The sequence below is a fragment of the Polaribacter porphyrae genome (assembly GCF_002954685.1).
GTDB classification, from domain to species: Bacteria; Bacteroidota; Bacteroidia; order Flavobacteriales; family Flavobacteriaceae; genus Polaribacter; species Polaribacter porphyrae.
The window spans coordinates 3788839-3808845 of sequence record NZ_MSCN01000001.1; the positions used below are offsets into that span (position 1 = coordinate 3788839).

The following is a 20007-nucleotide window of genomic DNA, read 5'->3' on the forward strand; positions in this document are numbered from 1 at the left end:
TGTTTCTTTTTCAACTTTTTCTGACGAATGAGAAGAAATTAAAAAAAGACCTCCTGTTATGATAAAAAATGTAAATAGTAGTTTGATGGTAATTGATTTTAAATTTTTCATTTAGTTATATTTAAATTAATAATCAACCTTTAAAAAAGATTGCTTTACTTCCCAAAGGTAAGTAAGATTTTTTTATGTTTTAAATATTTATAGAGCTTCTACAAACAAACCATCATCAGTTTTAGAAACTTTGGCAACTTCTTTTTTGGTTAAACCCTTAATGGTTTTATCCCATTTTTTGTTAGATAAACCAGATTGCGTTTTTAGAGTTGTCAATTCAATTTTCTCTACTTTTGTTAATAGTTCTAAAACTGCTTTTTCATCGTCATTCAATTCTACAGTTGGAGCTTTTTTCTCTGGTCTCATTTGCGGAAAAAACAATACTTCTTGAATAGATTGGTTATTGGTTAAAAACATAATTAACCTGTCCATACCAATTCCCATTCCAGAAGTTGGAGGCATTCCATATTCTAAAGCTCTCAAGAAATCTTGATCTATAAATTCTGTGGCTTCATCATCTCCTTTTGCAGCTAATTTTAATTGATGCTCAAAACGTTCACGTTGGTCAATGGGGTCATTCAATTCAGAATATGCATTTGCAATTTCTTTACCACAAACCATCAACTCAAAACGTTCTGTAAGTTCTGGGTTTGTTCTGTGTTCTTTACAAAGTGGAGACATTTCCTTTGGATAATCTGTAATAAAAGTTGGCTGAATGTAATTGCCTTCACATTTTTCTCCGAAAATTTCATCAATTAATTTTCCTTTACCCATAGTTTCATCTACCTCAATATGCATTTCTTTTGCAGCAGCTCTTATTTCATCTTCAGTTTTATCATAAATATCAAAACCTGTGAACTCTAAAATAGAATCACGCATTGTAATTCTCTTATAAGGTGCTTTAAAATTGATGTGATGCTCGCCAAAAGTAGCTTCAGAAGTTCCATTTACAGCAATTGCACAATGCTCTAACAATTGCTCGCAAAAATCCATCATCCAGTTGTAATCTTTGTAAGAAACATAGATTTCCATGGCTGTAAATTCAGGATTATGAGTTCTATCCATTCCTTCATTTCTGAAGTTTTTAGAGAATTCATACACACCATCAAAACCACCAACAATTAATCTTTTTAGATACAATTCATTGGCAATTCTCATATACAAAGGAATATCCAAAGAATTGTGATGTGTAATAAAAGGTCTTGCAGCTGCACCTCCAGGAATTGGTTGTAATACTGGAGTTTCTACTTCAAAATACCCAGCATTATTAAAAAAAGAACGCATGGCATTAAACAATTTTGTACGTTTTATAAACACTTCTTTTACATGCGGATTTACCACCAAATCTGCATAACGTTGTCTGTAACGCATTTCTGGATCGTTAAAAGCGTCATATGTATTTCCTTCTGCATCAACTTTTGGTAATGGTAAAGGTTTTAAGGCTTTAGAAAGCAATTTAAAATCTTTTACCATTACTGTTTTTTCGCCTACTTTTGTAGTAAATAAAGTACCTTCAATCCCAATAAAATCACCAATATCGAGTAATTTTTTGTATACATCATTGTACAAGGTTTTGTCTTCTCCAGTACAAATTTCGTCTCTATTAAAATATACTTGAATTCTACCTTCTCCATCTTGCAATTCAGCAAAAGAAGCTTTTCCTTGAATTCTTCTAGACATTAAACGACCAGCAATTGTAACCTGTTTATCTTCAGCAAAATTTTCTTTAATTTCCTTTGAATTAGAATTTAAAGGAAATAAATCTGCAGGATAAGGATTGATACCCAAATCTCTTAATTTTGCTAACTTTTCTCTACGTACAACTTCTTGTTCTGATAATTGCATTTTCTGTCTAATTTCTTGTGTTTATTAAAGTTCGTAAAGATACAAGTAATGCTCTAATAGACAATTCAGATAAATGTAAAAAAAGCGATAATTATTTCAAGATTTTCAAAAAGAATGTATATTTGCACATCACTTTTTGTTAGAGTGATAATAGTTGTGTTGTTTTGACACTTTCGTAAAAGTGTTATGGTTTTGTTAACCAATGGAAAGCTTCCCAGTTTTGGGACGCTTTTTTTGTTTTAAGCAATTTGTTTCTGTATTTTTTAGAAGCCATTTCCAGCTTTCATTACTCGCTTTTTTTCGTACCTCAAAAAGAGCTCAAACATGCCATTCAATCTGGGCTAAACTTGTTTGAAAAACAATTACTTATTGTAAACCTATTATTTTTAAAGCATTTTCTGTTGTTTCTTATAAAACGAATCAGCTTGTAACTTCATCAATTCTCTTGCCATTTTTTGTTTATAATTGAAAAGTTCTTCATCAGCAGTAATATCTTTATATACTTTATTGTCTATGGAAATATCGGCTTGCAACATTTGTTCTCTTTGCTGCATTTGTTGAGTTGCCCAAGTTTTTATGGCAGATTCTTTTTCTTCTAATTTAAAATCATATTCGCCTTTTGGAGCTAATAATTTTGCAATAATTGGTGAAGTTTCAATTGCTAAAAACAACAAGAAAATAAAGAATGAAGTAAAGAATGGCAATTCTCCCAAAGCATTTATTCTTGCCATTAAACCATCAAAATTCGAAATAATGGGTTGCGATTTTGTTTCTGCTGACTTTTGTTTTTCAACTAAAGTAGCAATTGCAGTTTCTTTGTTTTTTATTTTTTCTGAATTATCTATTTCCAGTTTGTTTAAGGCTAATAAAGAAGCATCATGTTTTGCTCTTTTTTCTTCATAAACAGGTCCTTTTCCTAGTTTTTTTGTTCCTGCTGTGCCTTCTGCTTCAGAGATATAAGTTTGATATAAAGCATTAGTTTCTGTTTCTTTAGTTACAATCTCTTGTTTTAATACTTCAATTTCTGAATTAATTTTTGCAACTTCTGGTGTAAATTGTTGTGCAATTTGTGTTTTATTATCCAAAGTCATCTGGTTTTTCTTGGTCAATAAAACTTGATTGATTTCCTTCTCAAATAATTTTAGTTCTAAAGGTTTAGAAATAACCACAGCAATGATAATCGCTAGAATAATTCTAGGAGTGGCTTGTAATACTTCTTTTAGTTTTGAATCAGATTTTTTTATAGTAGAAACTATAAATCTATCTAAATTAAAGATTAGCAAGCCCCAAATTAATCCAAAGAAAATAGCTGCATATTTATTATCGAAAACAGTATATAAAGCATAAGAACCTGCAATGGTTGCCATAACTGCTGTAAAAAATACAGTGGCACCAATACCTACATATTTGTTTTGTTCACCGTTAGAACATTCATTAATTAAGTTTTTATCTACTCCAGAACAGGTAAGGAAAAATTTTTTGAGCACAGTTTTGTATTTATTTCTTTAAATACAACGCTTTAAAATTGATTTTGTTACATTATAAAACCTTGAATTAGTATTTAAATTCAAGGTTTTATAAGATTATTTTTTCTAAATATTAGTTCTTTTTACTAACGATTTCTTTTATTTCAATTAAGGCTTCTTTTTGTTCTATTATTCCTCCAGAGATTTTAGTTCCTTCTTCCACAATCTCTTCAAGTTCCTCTAAAGTTTTTTTATCGATGTTTGACCTTAATTGGTTTTTGCTATTTTCAAAGACTAATTTTACGTCTTGCTCTATAATTTCGTTAGCATTTGACTTTTTTTCTTCAAAGATTTCTTCTAAATTCTCATTTTTAGAATTCATTATTACCTCATTTTCTTCTTTAGTAGAGCAGTTCATTAAAAATAAACACGCAATAATTGATAATAGATTTTTTGTTGTTTTCATAATTTAAAATTTTAAACGTTTTGTTAATATTTATTTTTTAATTTTGATTCAGATTTTCTTTTTTTTGATATCCAAACTTTATAGCTATTAAAATCTGTAACTTCTGAATGGACATTTAAATTCTTATTCTTTTTTAGAAGTTCAATGGCTTTATCAGAACTGATAACCTGTTTTTCATAATAAAATAGGGCATCGTTTTTAGCCATATCAATAATTAAATCTAGTTGGTTTCTTTTTTGTTGTTCTTGTTCATTTTCTGCAGTCTTTTTTTGTTTTAATTTCTTATCATTATTTTTATAAAGGGTTGCAATATAATTACCATTGTTTGTGCTTTCTGACTCAACTCTTATTTTATAGTTCTCTGCTAGTTTCAAAGCTTTAAAAGCAGATATATGCTTGTTTTCAAAATAGAATTTTGCATCTTTTTTAGCTAGTTTTTCAATTAACTTTAAAGTTTGATTATTACCATGAGGTATTTTGCCTGTTCTTACTTCCCATTTTTCAAGTTCTTTAAGAAATTTCTTTTTTTCTTTATCACTTGCATTTGACATAAGAGGTCTTGGAGGCAATAACATTTTATCATCTTCAGTTAAATCTTCTTTTAGTTTATAAAAAATCTCTCCATTTTTTTTAAGACGTACATAAGGTTTAAACGGATGAATTGGTCTTTTAGCTTTTCTTTTACTTTCTTTTGAAAGATTAAAATACATACTGCCAAGCTTTGAGAATATTTCGTTTAATTCTTGTTGCCTTTTTTTAGAACTTTTTACAAAATGAGGTTTTTTGTTTCTTTTATTTTCATATTCTTTATTTAAATCTATATATGATTTTAAACCATGTTGTTCTCCTAATTCTTTCATCATTTCCCTTACATTATCATCATTTTTAATATGAGATTTTGGTTTATCATCAATAAACTCGCAAAAAATACTTCCTTTATGATATACTTTTTTGACGTAGATTTCTGGGACTATTTCACTTGCATTTGCTTTTTTAGTTGAAATTTGGATTCCGTTTTTGTTTGATAATTTTCCTTCTTTATTATAGTATTGGGTTTTATCATTTATAGTTACAAAGTAAAATACAGTTCCGTTAATTCTCTTAAAACCTGTATTAACTTTAGTATTTAAATTTTTAAAATTAACTTTTGATAGTTTTTTTGTAATATGCTGTTTAGAACCATTACTACTAGGAGTATTATACTTTTTCTTTTCTTTAATCTCGATTATTTTTGGTTTTACTTGCTCTTTAATTTCTTCAATGTTGTGTTTTTCTTTTAAGTATTTTAGAAAATTATCTACTCTCTTTTTATTTTGTTTTTTAAAATATTTATGAGTAGATAAATTTGCTTGATATTCTTGAGGAAACTTTTTGCTTCTGGCATTTTTATGTGTAAAACTTACATAATAATCAGAAAAATCAGAATTAGAATAATTAACCAAAGTCCTATTTTTTACTACTTTTCCATCAATCCAAAGAGCATATTTTTTACTATTTTTTAAATCTTCAATTAATTTTTTATTTGGGACTTTCTTTCTTGATTTTAAAGGCGGAGGAGGAATTAATTTTTTCTTTTCTTCATCTGTCAACTCATTGTATTTTTTTAAAACTTTTTTACCGTTTTTATCTTTAAAAGTAAAATGCCCTTTATTATAAACATATTCTTTATATAACTCATCTTTTGAATAATCTAATTGATTATTTGAACCCTTTTCATATATAGGTTCTTCCTTTTCTTCAATTATAACTTCTTGTGCTTCAACTCTTTCTGCAAAGAGGAAAATAAATCCTGCTAATAACGGAATTACCGCCAGTTTTTTTAGTAAGATTTTTGTCGGTGAACTTTTTGTTGTCATCATTTTTAATCTTTTTTTAGTTACTAAATAATTTAAATTACTGGCCAAGTAATATTCGTTTTTCCAAGCGGCTTTATTTACTAATAAATGCTGATATTGGAATACGTTTTTATGTTGATTAATTACGGTTTCGTCTGCTAGATACTCATGATTTAGCTGTATCGCTTTTTTAAGAAAAATAAAAAGAGGATTTATCCAAAAAACTGCTTGTAAAAATTCTATAAATAGCACATCAAATGTGTGTTTTTGTGAAGCATGAGACAGTTCGTGTGTAAATAGTTCTTGTTCTATATTTTCTGTCTCATAATCCCTTTTATTTATAAAAATATAATTCCAAAAAGTATGAGGTAGAATTTTATCTTCTACTAAAACCAAAACTGCACTTTTGTAAGAAATTTTTTTATTTCTTTTGATTTTATCAACTATAATGTAAATGTTTCTTGTAAACCTAAACAAGAATATTAAAGCGATAAAAGAGTATGCTATAATAGCTAATTGAGTATAGTCAAATGAATTTTCAACAAGTGTATATTGAGTATGATTAATATTGGTAGGTTCTGTAAAATACATAACAGATTCAAGTTTTTCAACAGGAACAATCGTTTTAAAAATGATTAAGGGAGCAATAAATGAGAATAAAAGACTGCCTAATAGGTAAAAGCGATTAAAAATATGCATCTTCTCTTTTTCTAATATAAAATGATAAAATGCAAGTAAAAAAGCTAAACAGGCTGTAGATTTTAATAAGTAAATAATCATCTTTGTTGCTTTTTTATTTGATTATCAATTACTTTTTTTAATTCTTCCAATTCTTTTGTAGTTAAGTTGGTTTCTTTAGTAAAAAAAGATGCAAATTGGCTAGCAGAATCATTAAAGAAGTTTTTAATCAATCCATTTACATGATTAGAGAAATAATCAGATTTTTTAATAATTGGGTAGTATTCTCTTGATTTTCCAAATAATTTATAGTCAATAAAACCTTTATCCTTTATTCTTTTTAATAGTGTTGCAACTGTTGTTGTTGCTGGTTTAGGTTCAGGAAAATCTTCTAATAAATCTTTTAAAAAAGCTTTTTTACGTTTCCATAAATATTGCATTAATTGTTCTTCTGTTTTTGATAACTGCATAGAATTATATTTTACTCTACAAACATAGAATAAAAATTTTAATTCTACAAATGTAGAGTGAAAGTTTATTTCAGATTTAACTATTTTTGTATTTATAAATTAAAATAAATGAAGAAAATAATTTTATTGAGTTTGGTGGTTTTGCTGTCATCTTGTGCTACAAAAAAGTTTAAAGAAAAATGGTTAGAGAAACAAGCACCAGAAACTTTTAAAGCACGCTTTGAAACTACACAAGGTAATTTTGATATTGAAGCAGTTAGAGAATGGTCTCCAAATGGTGTAGATAGATTGTATCAGTTGATAAAAAATGAATATTATCAAGACGTTGCCATATTTAGAGTAGTACCTAATTTTGTGGCACAATTTGGGATTCATAATGATACTTTAATCAACAATGCTTGGCAAAAAAGAGGAATTAAAGATGAACCTGTAACTGAAAAAAACGCAAAAATGACCATTTCTTTTGCAAGAGGAGGAGTAAACACGAGATCTAATCAAATATTTATCAACCTTAAAGATAATTATAGATTAGATAAATTAGCTTATTCTGGAGTAACAGGATTCCCTGTGATAGCTAAAGTTATAAAAGGAGAAGAAAATGTAATGAAATTTTATGATGGTTATGGAGATAAATTGGGCAGAAAACAAGGAGAAATTGCTAAAGGGGGAAATGCATATTTAAAAGAGAATTACCCAAAGGTTGATTATATTATTAAAGCATATATTCTAAAATAATTTCTTACTAAATATTTTATTAGTCACAATTAATTAACTTAATTTTTAATTATATATACAAATTTGCATATATGTAACTTTGTATATATATTTGTTTTGTTAAAATAATTAACTATGATAAGAAATATAACAGGACCACCAGTAGAAGGGAAGGATTTTTTCGGTAGAGAAAAAGAATTAATTTTCGCTTGGAATCATATTCAAAAAGGAAACTCATTAATTTTATCTGCACCAAGAAGAGTTGGTAAATCTTCACTTGCGAAAAAGATTTTAAACAAGGCTAAAAGAAAAGATTGGAATGTTTTAGAAATCAATCTTGAAGAAATAAAAACAGAAGAGGGTTTTGTTAAAATTTTTGTTGAGAAAATTACCAGTCAAAGTTGGTGGAGCAAACTAAAAGATGACTCAAATAAAAAAGTATCTCAAATTTTAGAAAGTTTAAAGCCAACTGTAGAGTTTGAAGGTGTTAAAACTTCTTTTGAATGGAAATCGAATAAAGCAGATGTATATGATCAATTAAAAAAATTACTAAACCATAATAAAGAAACTTTAATTATGGTTGATGAATTAACAGTTTTACTGAATAGCTTTATTGAAAACGATACTGAAAAAGGAAGAAAAGATGTAGAATTCTTTTTAAACTGGTTACGTAGTTTTAGACAAACAAGTGGCACAAAAATACGATGGATATTTTGTAGTTCTATAGGTATAGATAATTTTTTGAGTCAATATAATTTAAGTTACACTTTTAATGATGTAAAGCCATATCAAATAGACGAATTTAAAAATGAGACTGCAAAAAACTTAATTATAGAACTTTCAAAATCTGATAATATTTCTTTGCCTGATGATACTATCAACTATATGTTAAATAAAATTGGTTGGTTGTTGCCTTATTTTATTCAGGTGTTATATTCAGAATTTTTACAACTTATTCAAGTTGATGAAAAACCAACATCAACAAAAACAATAGATGAAGCTTATGGTAAATTAATTAGTCAGAGGTATTTGAATACTTGGGAAGAAAGGTTAAAAGAGTATAATCTTTATGAGAATTATGCACGTAAGTTGCTTAAAAAATTATCAGAAAATAAAAAAGGAGCTTCTAGAAAAACAATTTTTTCTTACTTAAATACGAATATAAATGATACTGATAAAACAGAAGAAATAGTAAGCAAACTTTTATATATGCTAAAAAATGATGGCTATCTTATAGAGATTAAAAGTAAATATGCATTTAGATCTCCGCTTTTAAGAGATTTTTGGTTTAATAGATTTGTGAAATAATGGATAAAGAAAAATACATCACTTTAAGTCAGTTAGGCGTTTACAATCCACAAAGATTAGATGATGATACTGTTGAACGTTTGTTTGTGGTAAGGCAAAAGTTTTTTGAATTTTTAATTAAAAAAATTAATAAAGAAACTCCAAATAGTATTCCTCAACATTATTTAGTTATTGGGCAAAGAGGAATGGGTAAAAGCACTTTGCTGAAAAGAATTGAGGTGGAATTCAGAAAAGAAGCCTCTAAATTTATTCCTCTACTTTTTCCAGAAGAACAATATAACTTAAACAAATTATCAGAATTTTGGTTAAATAGTTTAGATGCTATGGCTGATGCTCTAGAGGTTGAACAAAAAACTGAAGAAGTAAAGTTAATTGACTCAAAAATAAAAGAACTACAAACCATTTCTGATGAAGATGATTTAGCAAGAAGTGCTTATCAGTTTTTGATTAAAATGTCTCAACAATTAAAGTTACGACCTGTATTGTTGATTGATAATATGAACTTTGTTTTTGATAGATTGGATAAAAGCGAACAACATACTTTACGTTCTTGGTTAATGGAAAACAAAGCTCCAATAGTTGTTGGTGCAAGTGCAGTAGAGATTGAAGAAACTTTTAATTATGAAGCACCTTTTTATGATGCTTTTCAGGTAAGTCATTTAAAAAAGTTAACATTCCAAGAGTTAATTGAAGTGTTAAATAATTTAGCCAGATTAACCAATGCAAAAGAGGTTTTAGATAACATTCATGACGAAATTGCAAGACTAAAAACCATACATCAATTAACGGGAGGAAATCCAAGAACAGCAGTAATGTTGTTTAAAATAATTGTAAAAGGTTTTTCTAAAGAAATAAATGACGATTTAGAAGCTTTGCTTGATGAAATTACTCCTTTATATAAAGCACGTTTTGAGGAATTATCTACACAACTGCAAATAATTGTAGATGCTGTTGCTTTAAATTGGGATCCTATAAATTTAGAACAATTAAGAAACGAAACTAAATTAAGCAATGGGCAACTTTCTCCACAATTAAAAAGATTAGTAGAATTAGGTTGGTTAGAAAAATTAGATGCCTATAAAGCCAAAGGAAATGCATATCAAATAAGTGAACGTTTTTTTAACATTTGGTTTTTAATGCGAAGAAGTAGCAGAAGACAGAAAAAAGAACTCTATTGCTTGTCTAAATTTTTAGAGACTTTTTATGGAGATGATATTAATGATGTGGCTAAAAAAAGTATTAGTTTAAAGAGTAAAAATGTAAATCAAATTACATACAAGTTAGCTTTAGCTGAAGTAACTACTGATGAGGAGTTGAAGAGAAAACTTTATGATTCTTGTGATATAGATATAAGAGAGCAGGCTAAAACGAATCCAATAGTTTTTGAAGATTTTGGAAAATATATAACCCAAATATCAAATAAAAACAAAGGAAATAAGATTTCTAGGATAGAAGAAGAGTATTTGGAAAAAATAAAAAATGATGCAGAAAATTATTTTAACTGGTTTAGATTAGGGTACTTTTATCACGAAAAAGGAGAAATAGAAAAGGCAAAAATTGCTTTTATCAAAAGTAGTGAATTAGATAATAATATTGATGCAACTTGGAATAACCTAGGTATTATTTACACTAATGAAGGAAATGGAGAAAAAGCAAAGGAATGTTTGGAAAAAGCTATCAATATTAATCGAAATAATGGAATGACTTATATTAATATCGGTATAAATTACCTGTATAATTTATATGAATATGCTAAAGCAGAAAAAGCATTTTTAAAAGCTATTGATTTAGGTACTCGAACAAGTAGTCTTTTCAATGTTTTGGGTAATTTGTACCAAGATTATTTAAGAGAATATAGTAAGTCTGAAAAAGCATATAAGATAGCATTACAAATTAATGATACAGAAATTTATAGTGTAAAATATAATTTAGTTTTTCTGTATAGAGATAAAATGAATAAACAAAAAGAGGCAGAAGAACTATTTAGTACTTTAATTATAAATAAAGATTTAAAGGATTCTTATTGGCTAAATAAATCTCTATTTGAACTCTATAAAAAGAACCAAGGAACAGCATCAGAATTTTTATTAAAAGCATTAAATATTATAAATAATAAATTACCAACAAACACTCAAGATGATTGGTTTCGTTTTGCAGGTGTAACCTTAAAACAAGGCTTTGGAAAATGGTTGTTAGAAATTCTTAAAGAAAATGATTTTGATATTATTCTAGCTCCTTATTATGTAGCTATCAAAGCAATTTTAGAGAAAGATACAGAAGGTTATTTAAATAGCAAAGCTTTAGAAATTAGAGAACCTGCAAAAAAGATTGTAGAAATAATACAGAATAGTAACATTTAGATAGATTTTATATGAAAAAAATACTTTTAATTTTATTGTTGATTTTTTCTGGATTAGCAACTTCTCAACAAAAATTTGAAAAGGAATACAGAATAAAACAAAATGAAGCACCTCAAAATTCTATAGATTTTATAAATAATATCAATTTTAAAAACAAAATAAAATGGTATGTAGAAGAAAGTAATGATGGTAAATCTTTCGAAGCAAAAACATGTCATTTAAAATATTTCTATAGTATTGAGTTTAATGAACAAGGGAATTTAATTGATGTTGAAAAGAAAGTTCGTTTACAAGAATTAAGCAAAGAAGTTCAACAAAAACTTAAAAAAGAGATTTCGAAAAGATTTAAAAAATTTAAGTTTAAGAAAATTCAAATTCAATATAAAGGATTAAAAAGTGAAGTTAATAAGGTTTTTCAGAATATATCTAGAGATCAAATTAAAGTAAGAGTTTTTTACGAAATTATTGTAAAAGGTAAAAAAGATAAGCAGCATGCATTATATGAAATGACTTTTGATGAGAAAGGAAATTTTTTAAAGGAATTAAAATTCAAATCTAGTAATTCTTTAAATCTTGAATTTTAATGAAAACATATCTATTAATATTTTTCTTTTTTACATCATTAATTGTCTTTAGTCAAAAGAATTTTGATGCAGGTTTTTTACCAAAAGTTGTACTATCAAAAAAACTATCAAACCAAATAAAATGGGTAAATAGTCTTGAATCTAGAACTATTTTTTATGATGAAGAATATCAGTTTACACATAGCTTGGTGGATATTTCATCAATATTATCTTTCAAAACAGACTTAAATCAATCTTTTAATTTTGGCTATATTTTACGATTTAGAAATGAAGAAACGATACACAGAACTTTTCAGCACTATAATTTTGTAAATCAGTTTTCCAGTTTAAAAATGGGACAACGTTTTGCGTTTGAACAGTTTTATCAATCGAATAAGCAAACCACCTTCAGAACAAGATACAGAGTAAGTTTTGAAAAACCATTAAATGGAGAAAAAACGGACGTGAAAGAATTTTATATAAAATTAGGAAATGAATATTTATATGATTTCGAAGATTTAGAAATCAGATTGACACCTTATTTAGGTTATAGAGCATCAAAAAAAGATAGAATTGAATTTGGGCTAGATTACAGAATTGGAAATACAATAAATAACCCAATTGAAAATGATATTTGGTTCAGAGTAACTTGGTATATTTCTTTATAAAAAAACCGCTAACTTAAAAAAGTTAGCGGTTTAAAATATTTTGTTTAATAATATTACTCTATTCTAAAAGCAACTTTTCTAGCCAATTGTCTAGCTTCTTTACCCATAGATTTGTCTTCTCCAACACCTCCATAAGATAATCTTCCTGGGCTAATTCCAGCAGAAACAAGAACATCATATACCATTTTGGCTCTTTTTATAGATAAATCTTTGTTATAACCCTCTTTTCCTGTTTCATCAGTGAAACCAATTAAAGAAGCTCTTACATAAGGATTATCCATCATAAATTGTTTAATATAGTTTACAGCATGTAAAGATTCTTTTTGAATTCTAGTTTTATTTAAATCAAAATAAACATTTACATAGCCTCTATTTAATAATTCTTTTATAAAATCAACATTAGAAGCAGTAACTGTACTTGCGTATTTATTAGATTTTAAATCTTCTTTTTTAACATATCTGTTATCTAGCTCTGTCATTATTAATTCCTTATTAGGAGACGAAGTATTATCTTTAAGTGCTGCAATTTCTTTTTCAGCTGTCGCTAAACGATTTTTCAAAGATTCTAATTCAGTGTCAATTAGGGCATCATCTTCTAACTCTTCTCTCCAGAAATCTGCATTAGCTCTTTTGTTACCTAGAGAAACATTAACACCTAAAGAAATATTATATAAACTTACATTAGTTTGTTTTAAACCTGGGCTTATTGCTCCATCATAAGTATTATGTTGAAAATGATGAAAAATTGTTGAAACATCTGCAAATAAAGAAATTCTGTTAGATAGTTTATACTGTGGTGTGAAACCAAAAATAAAGTTTAACATAGGATCATCAACAGCTGTTGGTGAGATAACCTTTAGCATTGAAAAACCAGTACCTCCATACATTAATAAGTTGAATCTTTCTGTCCAATTACCAAACTTTAAAATATTACCTGCGTTTACAACAGCTTCAATAGAAGTTCTGTAGTAATTAGATTTAAATGCTTGTGTGCCATCTGCTTCGCTAAATTCTTGGTAACCCAAACCAAGCCTTAATCCAAATTTATCATTAAACATATGTCTAATTCCTAGATTTACTTGTCCAAAACCTGGTGAACTAGTCCTTAAGCCAGGGCTTAATGGATATATTACATCATGCACTCCTAGTCCGAAATCTAATGACCATTTGTTGTATTCTTGCGCATTGATACAAAATGTCATAAATAACAATGCAGTTGATAATAAAGTATTTTTTAAAATTTTCATCCCCCAATGATTTTTTTTATTAATGATATGCAAATTTAAGAATTATTTTAACTTATCCTTGAATAATTTGTAAAGTGTTATTAATCTTCGTTCAATTGTTCATTTTAATAGTTAAATCTTTTGGTATTAAGTTCTAAGATATATAATTCAGTAAAATATTTATAGAAATAAGGTATAGTTTCTATTCCTTTTAGGTAGTTCCAAACTCCAAAATGTTCATTCGGAGAATGAATCGCATCAGAATTTAAACCAAACCCCATTAATATAGTCTTACTTTTTAGCTCTTTTTCAAATAAAGAAACTATTGGAATACTACCTCCACTTCTTTGAGGAATAGGAGTTTTACCAAAAGTAGTTTCATAAGCTTTACTAGCAGCTTTATATGCGATAGTATCTATTGGTGTTACATAGCCTTGGCCTCCATGATGTGGGGTAACTTTTACTTTTACAGATTTTGGTGCAATGCTTTCAAAGTGATTCTTAAATAATTCTGTTATTTCTTTCCAATCTTGATTAGGTACCAAACGCATAGAAATTTTTGCATAAGCTTTGCTTGCTATAACCGTTTTTGCTCCTTCACCTGTGTAACCTCCCCAAATTCCATTGACATCTAATGTTGGACGAATTGAATTTCTTTCGTTTGTAGAGTATCCTTTTTCACCATAAACATCATTAATATCTAAAGCAGATTGGTATTCTTCTAAAGAAAATGGTGCTTTTGCCATTTCAACTCTTTCTTCTATGGATAAATCTTCAACTTTATCATAAAAACTAGGAATAGTAATATGATTATTTTCATCATGCAAAGAAGCTATCATTTTGGTTAAAATATTGATAGGATTCGCTACAGCACCTCCATATAAACCAGAGTGCAAATCTCTATTAGGTCCAGTAACTTCTACTTCTACATAGCTTAAACCACGTAAACCTGTTGTTATTGATGGAATGTCATTTGCAATCATTCCTGTATCAGAAATTAGAATCACATCATTGGCTAACTTTTCTTTATTTCGAGGTACAAACCAAGATAAGCTTTCAGATCCAATTTCTTCTTCACCTTCAATCATAAACTTAACATTACAAGGTAAATTACCAGTAGATGTCATATATTCTAATGCTTTAACGTGCATATACATTTGCCCTTTATCATCACAAGCTCCTCTTGCAAAAATTGCTCCATCTGGATGAATTTCTGTTTCTTTAATTATAGGTTCAAAAGGAGGGGAGTGCCATAAATCTATTGGATCAGCTGGTTGAACATCATAATGACCATAAACCAAAATAGTTGGTAAATTTTTATCAATTATTTTTTCTCCATAAACTATTGGGTAACCTGGAGTCTCACACAATTCAACGTGACTACATCCAGCTTTTTTTAAACTTTTTAAAATAAAATCAGCAGTGTTTAAAACCTCTTTTTTATAAGCAGAATCTGCACTTATAGAAGGGATTTTTAAAAGTTCTATTAATTCATGTAAGAATTGTTTTTTGTTCTCTTTTAAATATGATTTTATATTATTCATTTTTTAGCGTTTTAATCTTAAATCAAAAATAGAAAAATAATACTGAAGCACTTTGTATTTTCTATTGATTGTTTATATTTGCAAACCAAAATGCAGGCGTGGTGGAATTGGTAGACACGCTAGACTTAGGATCTAGTGCCGCGAGGTGTGAGAGTTCGAGTCTCTCCGCCTGTACTTTTAAAAGCTTTTCAAGAAATTGAGAAGCTTTTTTATTTAAGTAATATCTTTAAAATCATCTGTTTTATCAGCATTTAAAAATAAGTGGTTGGCTTCTTTTGGAGGGGTGGTTAATTTACGCTTGGTTAAATCTATCCAAGCACCATATACTTTTATGATTGCTGATAATTGCCCAGTTTGGTTAAAAACTTCATGAGTAATTTTCCAGCGTTTATTATTTTTTGAAAGTCCTGATAACTTCAAATTCACACTTATGTTTTCACCTAAATGAATTTCTTTTCTAAAAGATGTGTATTCTTCAAATAGAATAGGACCAATATTATGTTTGGTAAATTCATCAATTGAAAAGTTTTGTGCAGCAAAATAACGTATTCTTACTTCTGCAGCATATTCATTGTATGCTGTATGGCGCATGTGTCTGTTTGGATCAAAATCAGACCATTTTGTGTTAAAGCAAATTATAAATGACATATTTAAAAATAAAAAATGAAATAATAAATAAGTATTAAAATTATAAAAATCAATAGTTTAAAAAGAAAAAATCTTAATTTGTAGGTAAGTTTAGTTTCAGTTTTGTTAGGTAGAAAAAGAGATAGAAATTGTGTAAAGATAATATAAGTTAAAAGTCTTGTCAAAAAATTGAAATTTTCAGGTTTGAGGTTAGAAGAAAATAACAAATCTGAAAAATTTATTATGTAATCTTTCTTAATAATGAAAACTAGAGGTAAAATTAAAAAGATTGAAATTGAAAATATATTTAAGACCTTCTTGTATATTTTTTGTTTTTTGTCATACCAACTGGGAACCAAGTCTTTAGTTTTGGGTAAATAAGTTAAGTTTATATTTATTATATCTTTACCACTTAAAATAAATATTTCTCCTGGGATCTCTACTTTTTTAGTTTTTGTTTTATTTTTTCCTTTTTTATTATTAATTGTTTTTTTGTATCGAATAGTATTCTTTAAATAAATTCTTTCAAGAATACTTATATCTTGATTATTTAAATCATAATCTATTACGAAACCGGTATAAAGTTCTCTTATACCTGAAGAAGTTTCGATTAGAATATCAGCATAAGTAGTAGAGGTTATCGAGTTCTTTTCTCCATATAGATTACCAGTAAAGTTTATGGTGGATTTAAATTTTTTCATTTGGAGAATCTCGCCACTAAATATATAATACCATTGATTTTTAAATCTAAAAATTTTATTTTTAATATCTAACTTGAAATATCTTATGAGTTTTGAAGTTATAACTCCCAATAATATAGAAAGAACATAAGTGTTAAATATGTGTATTAAAAAGTACACAAAGTTTGAATTCATGAACTTTGTAGTGTTTGCGTTTAAAATAATATTTCCGTTTAAAATATCAGTATAGATAATATATATTGAACTTACTTGAAGATTTGTATTTCGAAGTATAAAATACAAAACACCTCCCGTAATTTGTATTACAATTCCAGGAATTATACTATAAAATATTGATTGGTATACTGTTTCTTTAGTACTGAATTGCTTTGAGAATTCCCCAAAATAAAAAAATCTTCTAAAAAGAAGACCTGGTATTATAATACTTATGAAAATACTTATGAAGCCTATTGTAACTTCCATTTATAAATAAGTATTTATTTTCGTTTCGTCCCACTTATTATTTTTATGATATTGCTCAATAGATTCTCTTATTTTTTCTGCTTTATGTTTGTCACTAATTACTTTTAAAGCATTTTCAGAGATAATTTTAGTTTCGGTTTTCCTGTTAATTTTCCTAATTATACTTGTAATTACGAAAACAATAGTAAATAATCCTATAAAATTTAAGATGCTGTTTTTGATATTCATTAATTTATTGATGAAGTTATGATTTTTTTATAAAAGAAAAAAGTTAATTCTTTACAATTTCTGTTTTTTCTTTCAGTTTTAATTCATTTAAAACATTTAAAGCTTCAGAAATATACATGTCTTTAGATAAGTTTTTATGCCAAGCCACTCTTTTATCTTTTAAGTCTTGATTATTGTTAAAAAGTGAAACTTCATATTTAGGTGATTTAAACGTTAAACTAGATTTATAATCAAAAACAGATTTAAATTTTTCTGCTTCTTTGTCTTTCTCATTATTTTCTTTAAAAAACTTTTTATAGTTTAAAGAGTATGTGGAGTCATCTTGATTTTTCTTTAACCATTTTGCATATTCGTTTACCAATTTAAAGTTTTTATCATTGGCAATTCTTTCTTTGCTATTGTAAACTACATCAGCAAAATTTGAATACGTATTAGTTTGTGAGTAATTTGCTTGAGCAACTTTATCCCATGCTAAAGCACCATCTAAATCACGCTCACCAAATTTCATATAACTATACCTACTTGGCATAGCAACATCAGAATACACACCTTCTTTTTGGGTTGAACCACCATTTACCCTGTAGAATTTTTGAATGGTCATTTTTAAGAAACCTAAATCTTTTTTATACTTTGGATAAAATTGGTTTATAGGTAGTATATTCTGTACAGTTCCTTTTCCATAGGTTTGGTTTCCACCTAAAATAACAGCTCTTTTATAATCTTGCATGGCAGCCGCGAATATCTCTGATGCAGATGCAGAAAACTCATTTACTAAAACTACTACAGATTTATCCCATTGTACTTTTGGGTCAATATCGCTTTTTACAATTGGGCTTTCTCCTCTATACTTAACTTGTACTATTGGTCCTTTGTCAATAAACAAACCAGATATTTCAATAGCAGTTTTTAAAGAACCACCACCATTATTTCTTAAATCTACAATTAAACCAGAAACACCTTCAGCCTTTAGTCTTTCAATTTCCTTTTCCATGTCTTTTGCAGAATCTCTGTAATTATTATCAGAAAAATCAATGTAAAAACTTGGTAAATCTATAATGGCATATTTTTTACCTTCTTTTTCTACGATACTAGATTTTACAAAAGTTTCATCTAATTGAACTACATCTCTAATAATTGAAATTACTTTTATAGAACCATCTAATTTTTTCTTAACAGTAAGTCTTACTTCTGTTCCTTTTTTTCCTTTTATAAATTTTATAGCATCATCTAAACGCATCCCAACTATATCTAGAGGTTCTTCATCTGCTTGTGCTACTTTTAAAATAATATCTCCTGGTTCTAATTCTCCTTGTTTTGACGCTGGTCCACCAGCCACAAGTTCAAAAACATGGGTGTAAATTCCTTTTTTTTGCAAACGAGCACCTATACCCTCTAATTTACCAGACATGGTTTGATCAAAACGTTCTTTAATACTAGGATCCATATAGGTTGTATGTGGATCAAAAGCACCAACTACAGAGTTTAAAAACGTAGAAAACCAATCATCATGCTCAAGCTCTTCAATTCTTATGTACAATTCTTCCATGTTTTTTAACACTTCTGCTCTTGCTTCTTTTTCTAGAGTTTTAAATGACTTCGTTTTAAAGTTCTTATCTTTTTTTAGTTTGTCTTCTTGTATATCTGTTTGTTCTTGAATTCTGCTTAAGGTTTGTAATTTTAGTTGCTTTCTCCAATAATCTATTAATTGATTATCATTTTTTGCAAATGGCATTTTATCGTAGTCTAAATCAATGCTTTCGTTCTTTTTAAAATTGAAAGGTTGTGCTAGCAAATCACCATAAAATGATTTTGCATTTTTAATTTTGTCTAAAAACCGTCCATAAACTAGATTATAAAATGTTAAATCATCTTGTAAAAGTTGATTATCAATTTGATATTTATATTGAGAAAATTCTTTAATATCTTCTTGGGTAAAATAGCGTTTGCTAGGGTCTAAACCATCAACAAAGCCATTAAACACCAATTCAGAAAAATCATCATTCATATCTTTAACCACAAAATGCCCACGTGTTAAAATATTTTTTAAAACATAGATTAATACTTTATCCTTTTCTGGATCTGGATCTATATAATTATTTTTTTCATTTGCATTTACAGAAATGGTATTTATAAATACTATAAATGCTAAAAAAAATGTACTAATTCTTAAATTCGTCTTCATATATCTAGTGTCGTTATTTTATTTTACTAATTACTTCTGTTTACTAAACTGCTAAAATAGTGCCAAAAATTTTATTAACTTTTTTTGTAAATGCCTCTAAATGCTTCGGAAATTACTTTACCTTTTTCATTTAAATAATCCCAAACTTGAGTTACAGAACCATCTGTGTTTTTAGACCAAATTACTCTATTATAATAGTTTCCTTTTTTAGTTTTGATTAACTCACTCTTTAAAACCATTTTACCATCAATTAAATTACCTATTAATACTAAAGAAAACCCGGTATTATCTACCCAAACTTGATTCCATGAATCATCTGTTTTGTTGTAATAATTATAACTAGTACCTTTATTTGAACTGGTTTTAGATTCCCAGTTTTCTTGCATTACACAGTTGCTTTGCATCTTTATCAATTTGTTAGTACCTATTAACTTTCCTTTGGTATCATACACTTTCCAAGATCCTTGCCAAAAATCGAATTGACTATATTTTTCACCAGAACAAGGTTGTTTTTGCGTAGTTTGAGCTTTTAGAATCGATGAAAAAAATAGCATTAAATATGCTATCAAATAGAAAATAAAACGCATTGTACAACAGTATTTTAAGTTATACA

General features: G+C 27.5%; 17 protein-coding genes and 1 tRNA gene. 6 read left to right on the forward strand and 12 right to left on the reverse strand.

Translation table 11 applies throughout. The annotated features are described in order from the left end of the window. Positions 1–198: 198 nt before the first annotated feature. The 5 genes from lysS to BTO18_RS16905 all read right to left on the reverse strand — a co-directional run bounded on the left by lysS (position 199) and on the right by BTO18_RS16905 (position 6811). The gene (gene lysS / locus BTO18_RS16885; protein ID WP_105017354.1) at positions 199–1896 is read right to left on the reverse strand and encodes a lysine--tRNA ligase; all 1698 of its coding nucleotides are present in this window, start codon (positions 1894–1896) and stop codon (positions 199–201) included. 386 nt (positions 1897–2282) lie between these two features. Next, entirely contained in the window at positions 2283–3383 is a 1101-nt protein-coding gene (locus tag BTO18_RS16890) for a DUF4407 domain-containing protein (protein ID WP_105017355.1), read from the reverse strand. Positions 3384–3495: 112 nt separating this feature from the next. Next, on the reverse strand, positions 3496–3828 hold the full coding sequence (locus BTO18_RS16895; RefSeq protein ID WP_105017356.1) for a hypothetical protein: 333 nt from the start codon (positions 3826–3828) through the stop codon (positions 3496–3498). 23 nt (positions 3829–3851) lie between these two features. Next, positions 3852–6443 carry a M56 family metallopeptidase gene (locus tag BTO18_RS16900; protein WP_105017357.1) on the reverse strand — a complete coding sequence of 864 codons (2592 nt, stop codon included), beginning with the start codon at positions 6441–6443 and terminating at the stop codon, positions 3852–3854. Continuing rightward, the gene (locus tag BTO18_RS16905; RefSeq protein WP_105017358.1) at positions 6440–6811 is read right to left on the reverse strand and encodes a BlaI/MecI/CopY family transcriptional regulator; all 372 of its coding nucleotides are present in this window, start codon (positions 6809–6811) and stop codon (positions 6440–6442) included. Before BTO18_RS16905 ends, BTO18_RS16900 begins: the two co-directional genes overlap by 4 nt. Positions 6812–6919: 108 nt before the next feature. Between BTO18_RS16905 and BTO18_RS16910 the strand changes: the two genes are divergently transcribed. From BTO18_RS16910 to BTO18_RS16930, 5 genes are all read left to right on the forward strand, one after another. Further along, complete coding sequence (locus BTO18_RS16910) at positions 6920–7546, forward strand: peptidylprolyl isomerase (RefSeq protein ID WP_105017359.1); 627 nt, start codon at positions 6920–6922, stop codon at positions 7544–7546. A gap of 114 nt (positions 7547–7660) precedes the next feature. Next, positions 7661–8833 (forward strand): AAA family ATPase, encoded by a 1173-nt coding sequence (locus BTO18_RS16915; RefSeq protein WP_105017360.1) that lies wholly within the window; start codon positions 7661–7663, stop codon positions 8831–8833. Then, a complete protein-coding gene (locus BTO18_RS16920; protein ID WP_105017361.1) occupies positions 8833–11193 on the forward strand; it encodes a tetratricopeptide repeat protein in 2361 nt (786 codons plus the stop codon). Before BTO18_RS16915 ends, BTO18_RS16920 begins: the two co-directional genes overlap by 1 nt. Before the next feature lie 11 nt (positions 11194–11204). Continuing rightward, entirely contained in the window at positions 11205–11777 is a 573-nt protein-coding gene (locus BTO18_RS16925) for a hypothetical protein (protein ID WP_105017362.1), read from the forward strand. Beyond that, on the forward strand, positions 11777–12424 hold the full coding sequence (locus BTO18_RS16930; RefSeq protein WP_105017363.1) for a DUF2490 domain-containing protein: 648 nt from the start codon (positions 11777–11779) through the stop codon (positions 12422–12424). The genes BTO18_RS16925 and BTO18_RS16930 overlap by 1 nt, the downstream gene beginning before the upstream one ends. A 53-nt stretch (positions 12425–12477) precedes the next feature. Here BTO18_RS16930 and BTO18_RS16935 read toward each other — a convergent pair whose 3' ends face one another. Beyond that, entirely contained in the window at positions 12478–13671 is a 1194-nt protein-coding gene (locus BTO18_RS16935; protein WP_105017364.1) for an OmpA family protein, read from the reverse strand. 104 nt (positions 13672–13775) lie between these two features. Next, the gene (locus tag BTO18_RS16940) at positions 13776–15194 is read right to left on the reverse strand and encodes a dipeptidase (protein ID WP_105017365.1); all 1419 of its coding nucleotides are present in this window, start codon (positions 15192–15194) and stop codon (positions 13776–13778) included. A gap of 92 nt (positions 15195–15286) precedes the next feature. Between BTO18_RS16940 and BTO18_RS16945 the strand changes: the two genes are divergently transcribed. Continuing rightward, positions 15287–15368: transfer RNA gene (locus BTO18_RS16945), tRNA-Leu, on the forward strand. A 39-nt stretch (positions 15369–15407) separates the two neighbouring features. Here BTO18_RS16945 and BTO18_RS16950 read toward each other — a convergent pair. The 5 genes from BTO18_RS16950 to BTO18_RS16970 form a co-directional block, all read right to left on the reverse strand. Continuing rightward, positions 15408–15842, reverse strand: a complete 435-nt coding sequence (locus tag BTO18_RS16950) for an acyl-CoA thioesterase (protein WP_105017366.1) — start codon at positions 15840–15842, stop codon at positions 15408–15410. A 2-nt stretch (positions 15843–15844) separates the two neighbouring features. Then, positions 15845–16984: a hypothetical protein gene (locus tag BTO18_RS16955; RefSeq protein ID WP_105017367.1), complete on the reverse strand. Its 1140-nt coding sequence runs from the start codon at positions 16982–16984 to the stop codon at positions 15845–15847. After that, a complete protein-coding gene (locus BTO18_RS16960; RefSeq protein WP_105017368.1) occupies positions 16985–17212 on the reverse strand; it encodes a hypothetical protein in 228 nt (75 codons plus the stop codon). Between the two features lie 43 nt (positions 17213–17255). Then, complete coding sequence (locus BTO18_RS16965) at positions 17256–19394, reverse strand: carboxy terminal-processing peptidase (protein ID WP_105017369.1); 2139 nt, start codon at positions 19392–19394, stop codon at positions 17256–17258. A gap of 74 nt (positions 19395–19468) precedes the next feature. Beyond that, positions 19469–19981 (reverse strand): hypothetical protein, encoded by a 513-nt coding sequence (locus BTO18_RS16970; RefSeq protein WP_105017370.1) that lies wholly within the window; start codon positions 19979–19981, stop codon positions 19469–19471. Between the last annotated feature and the right edge of the window lie 26 nt (positions 19982–20007).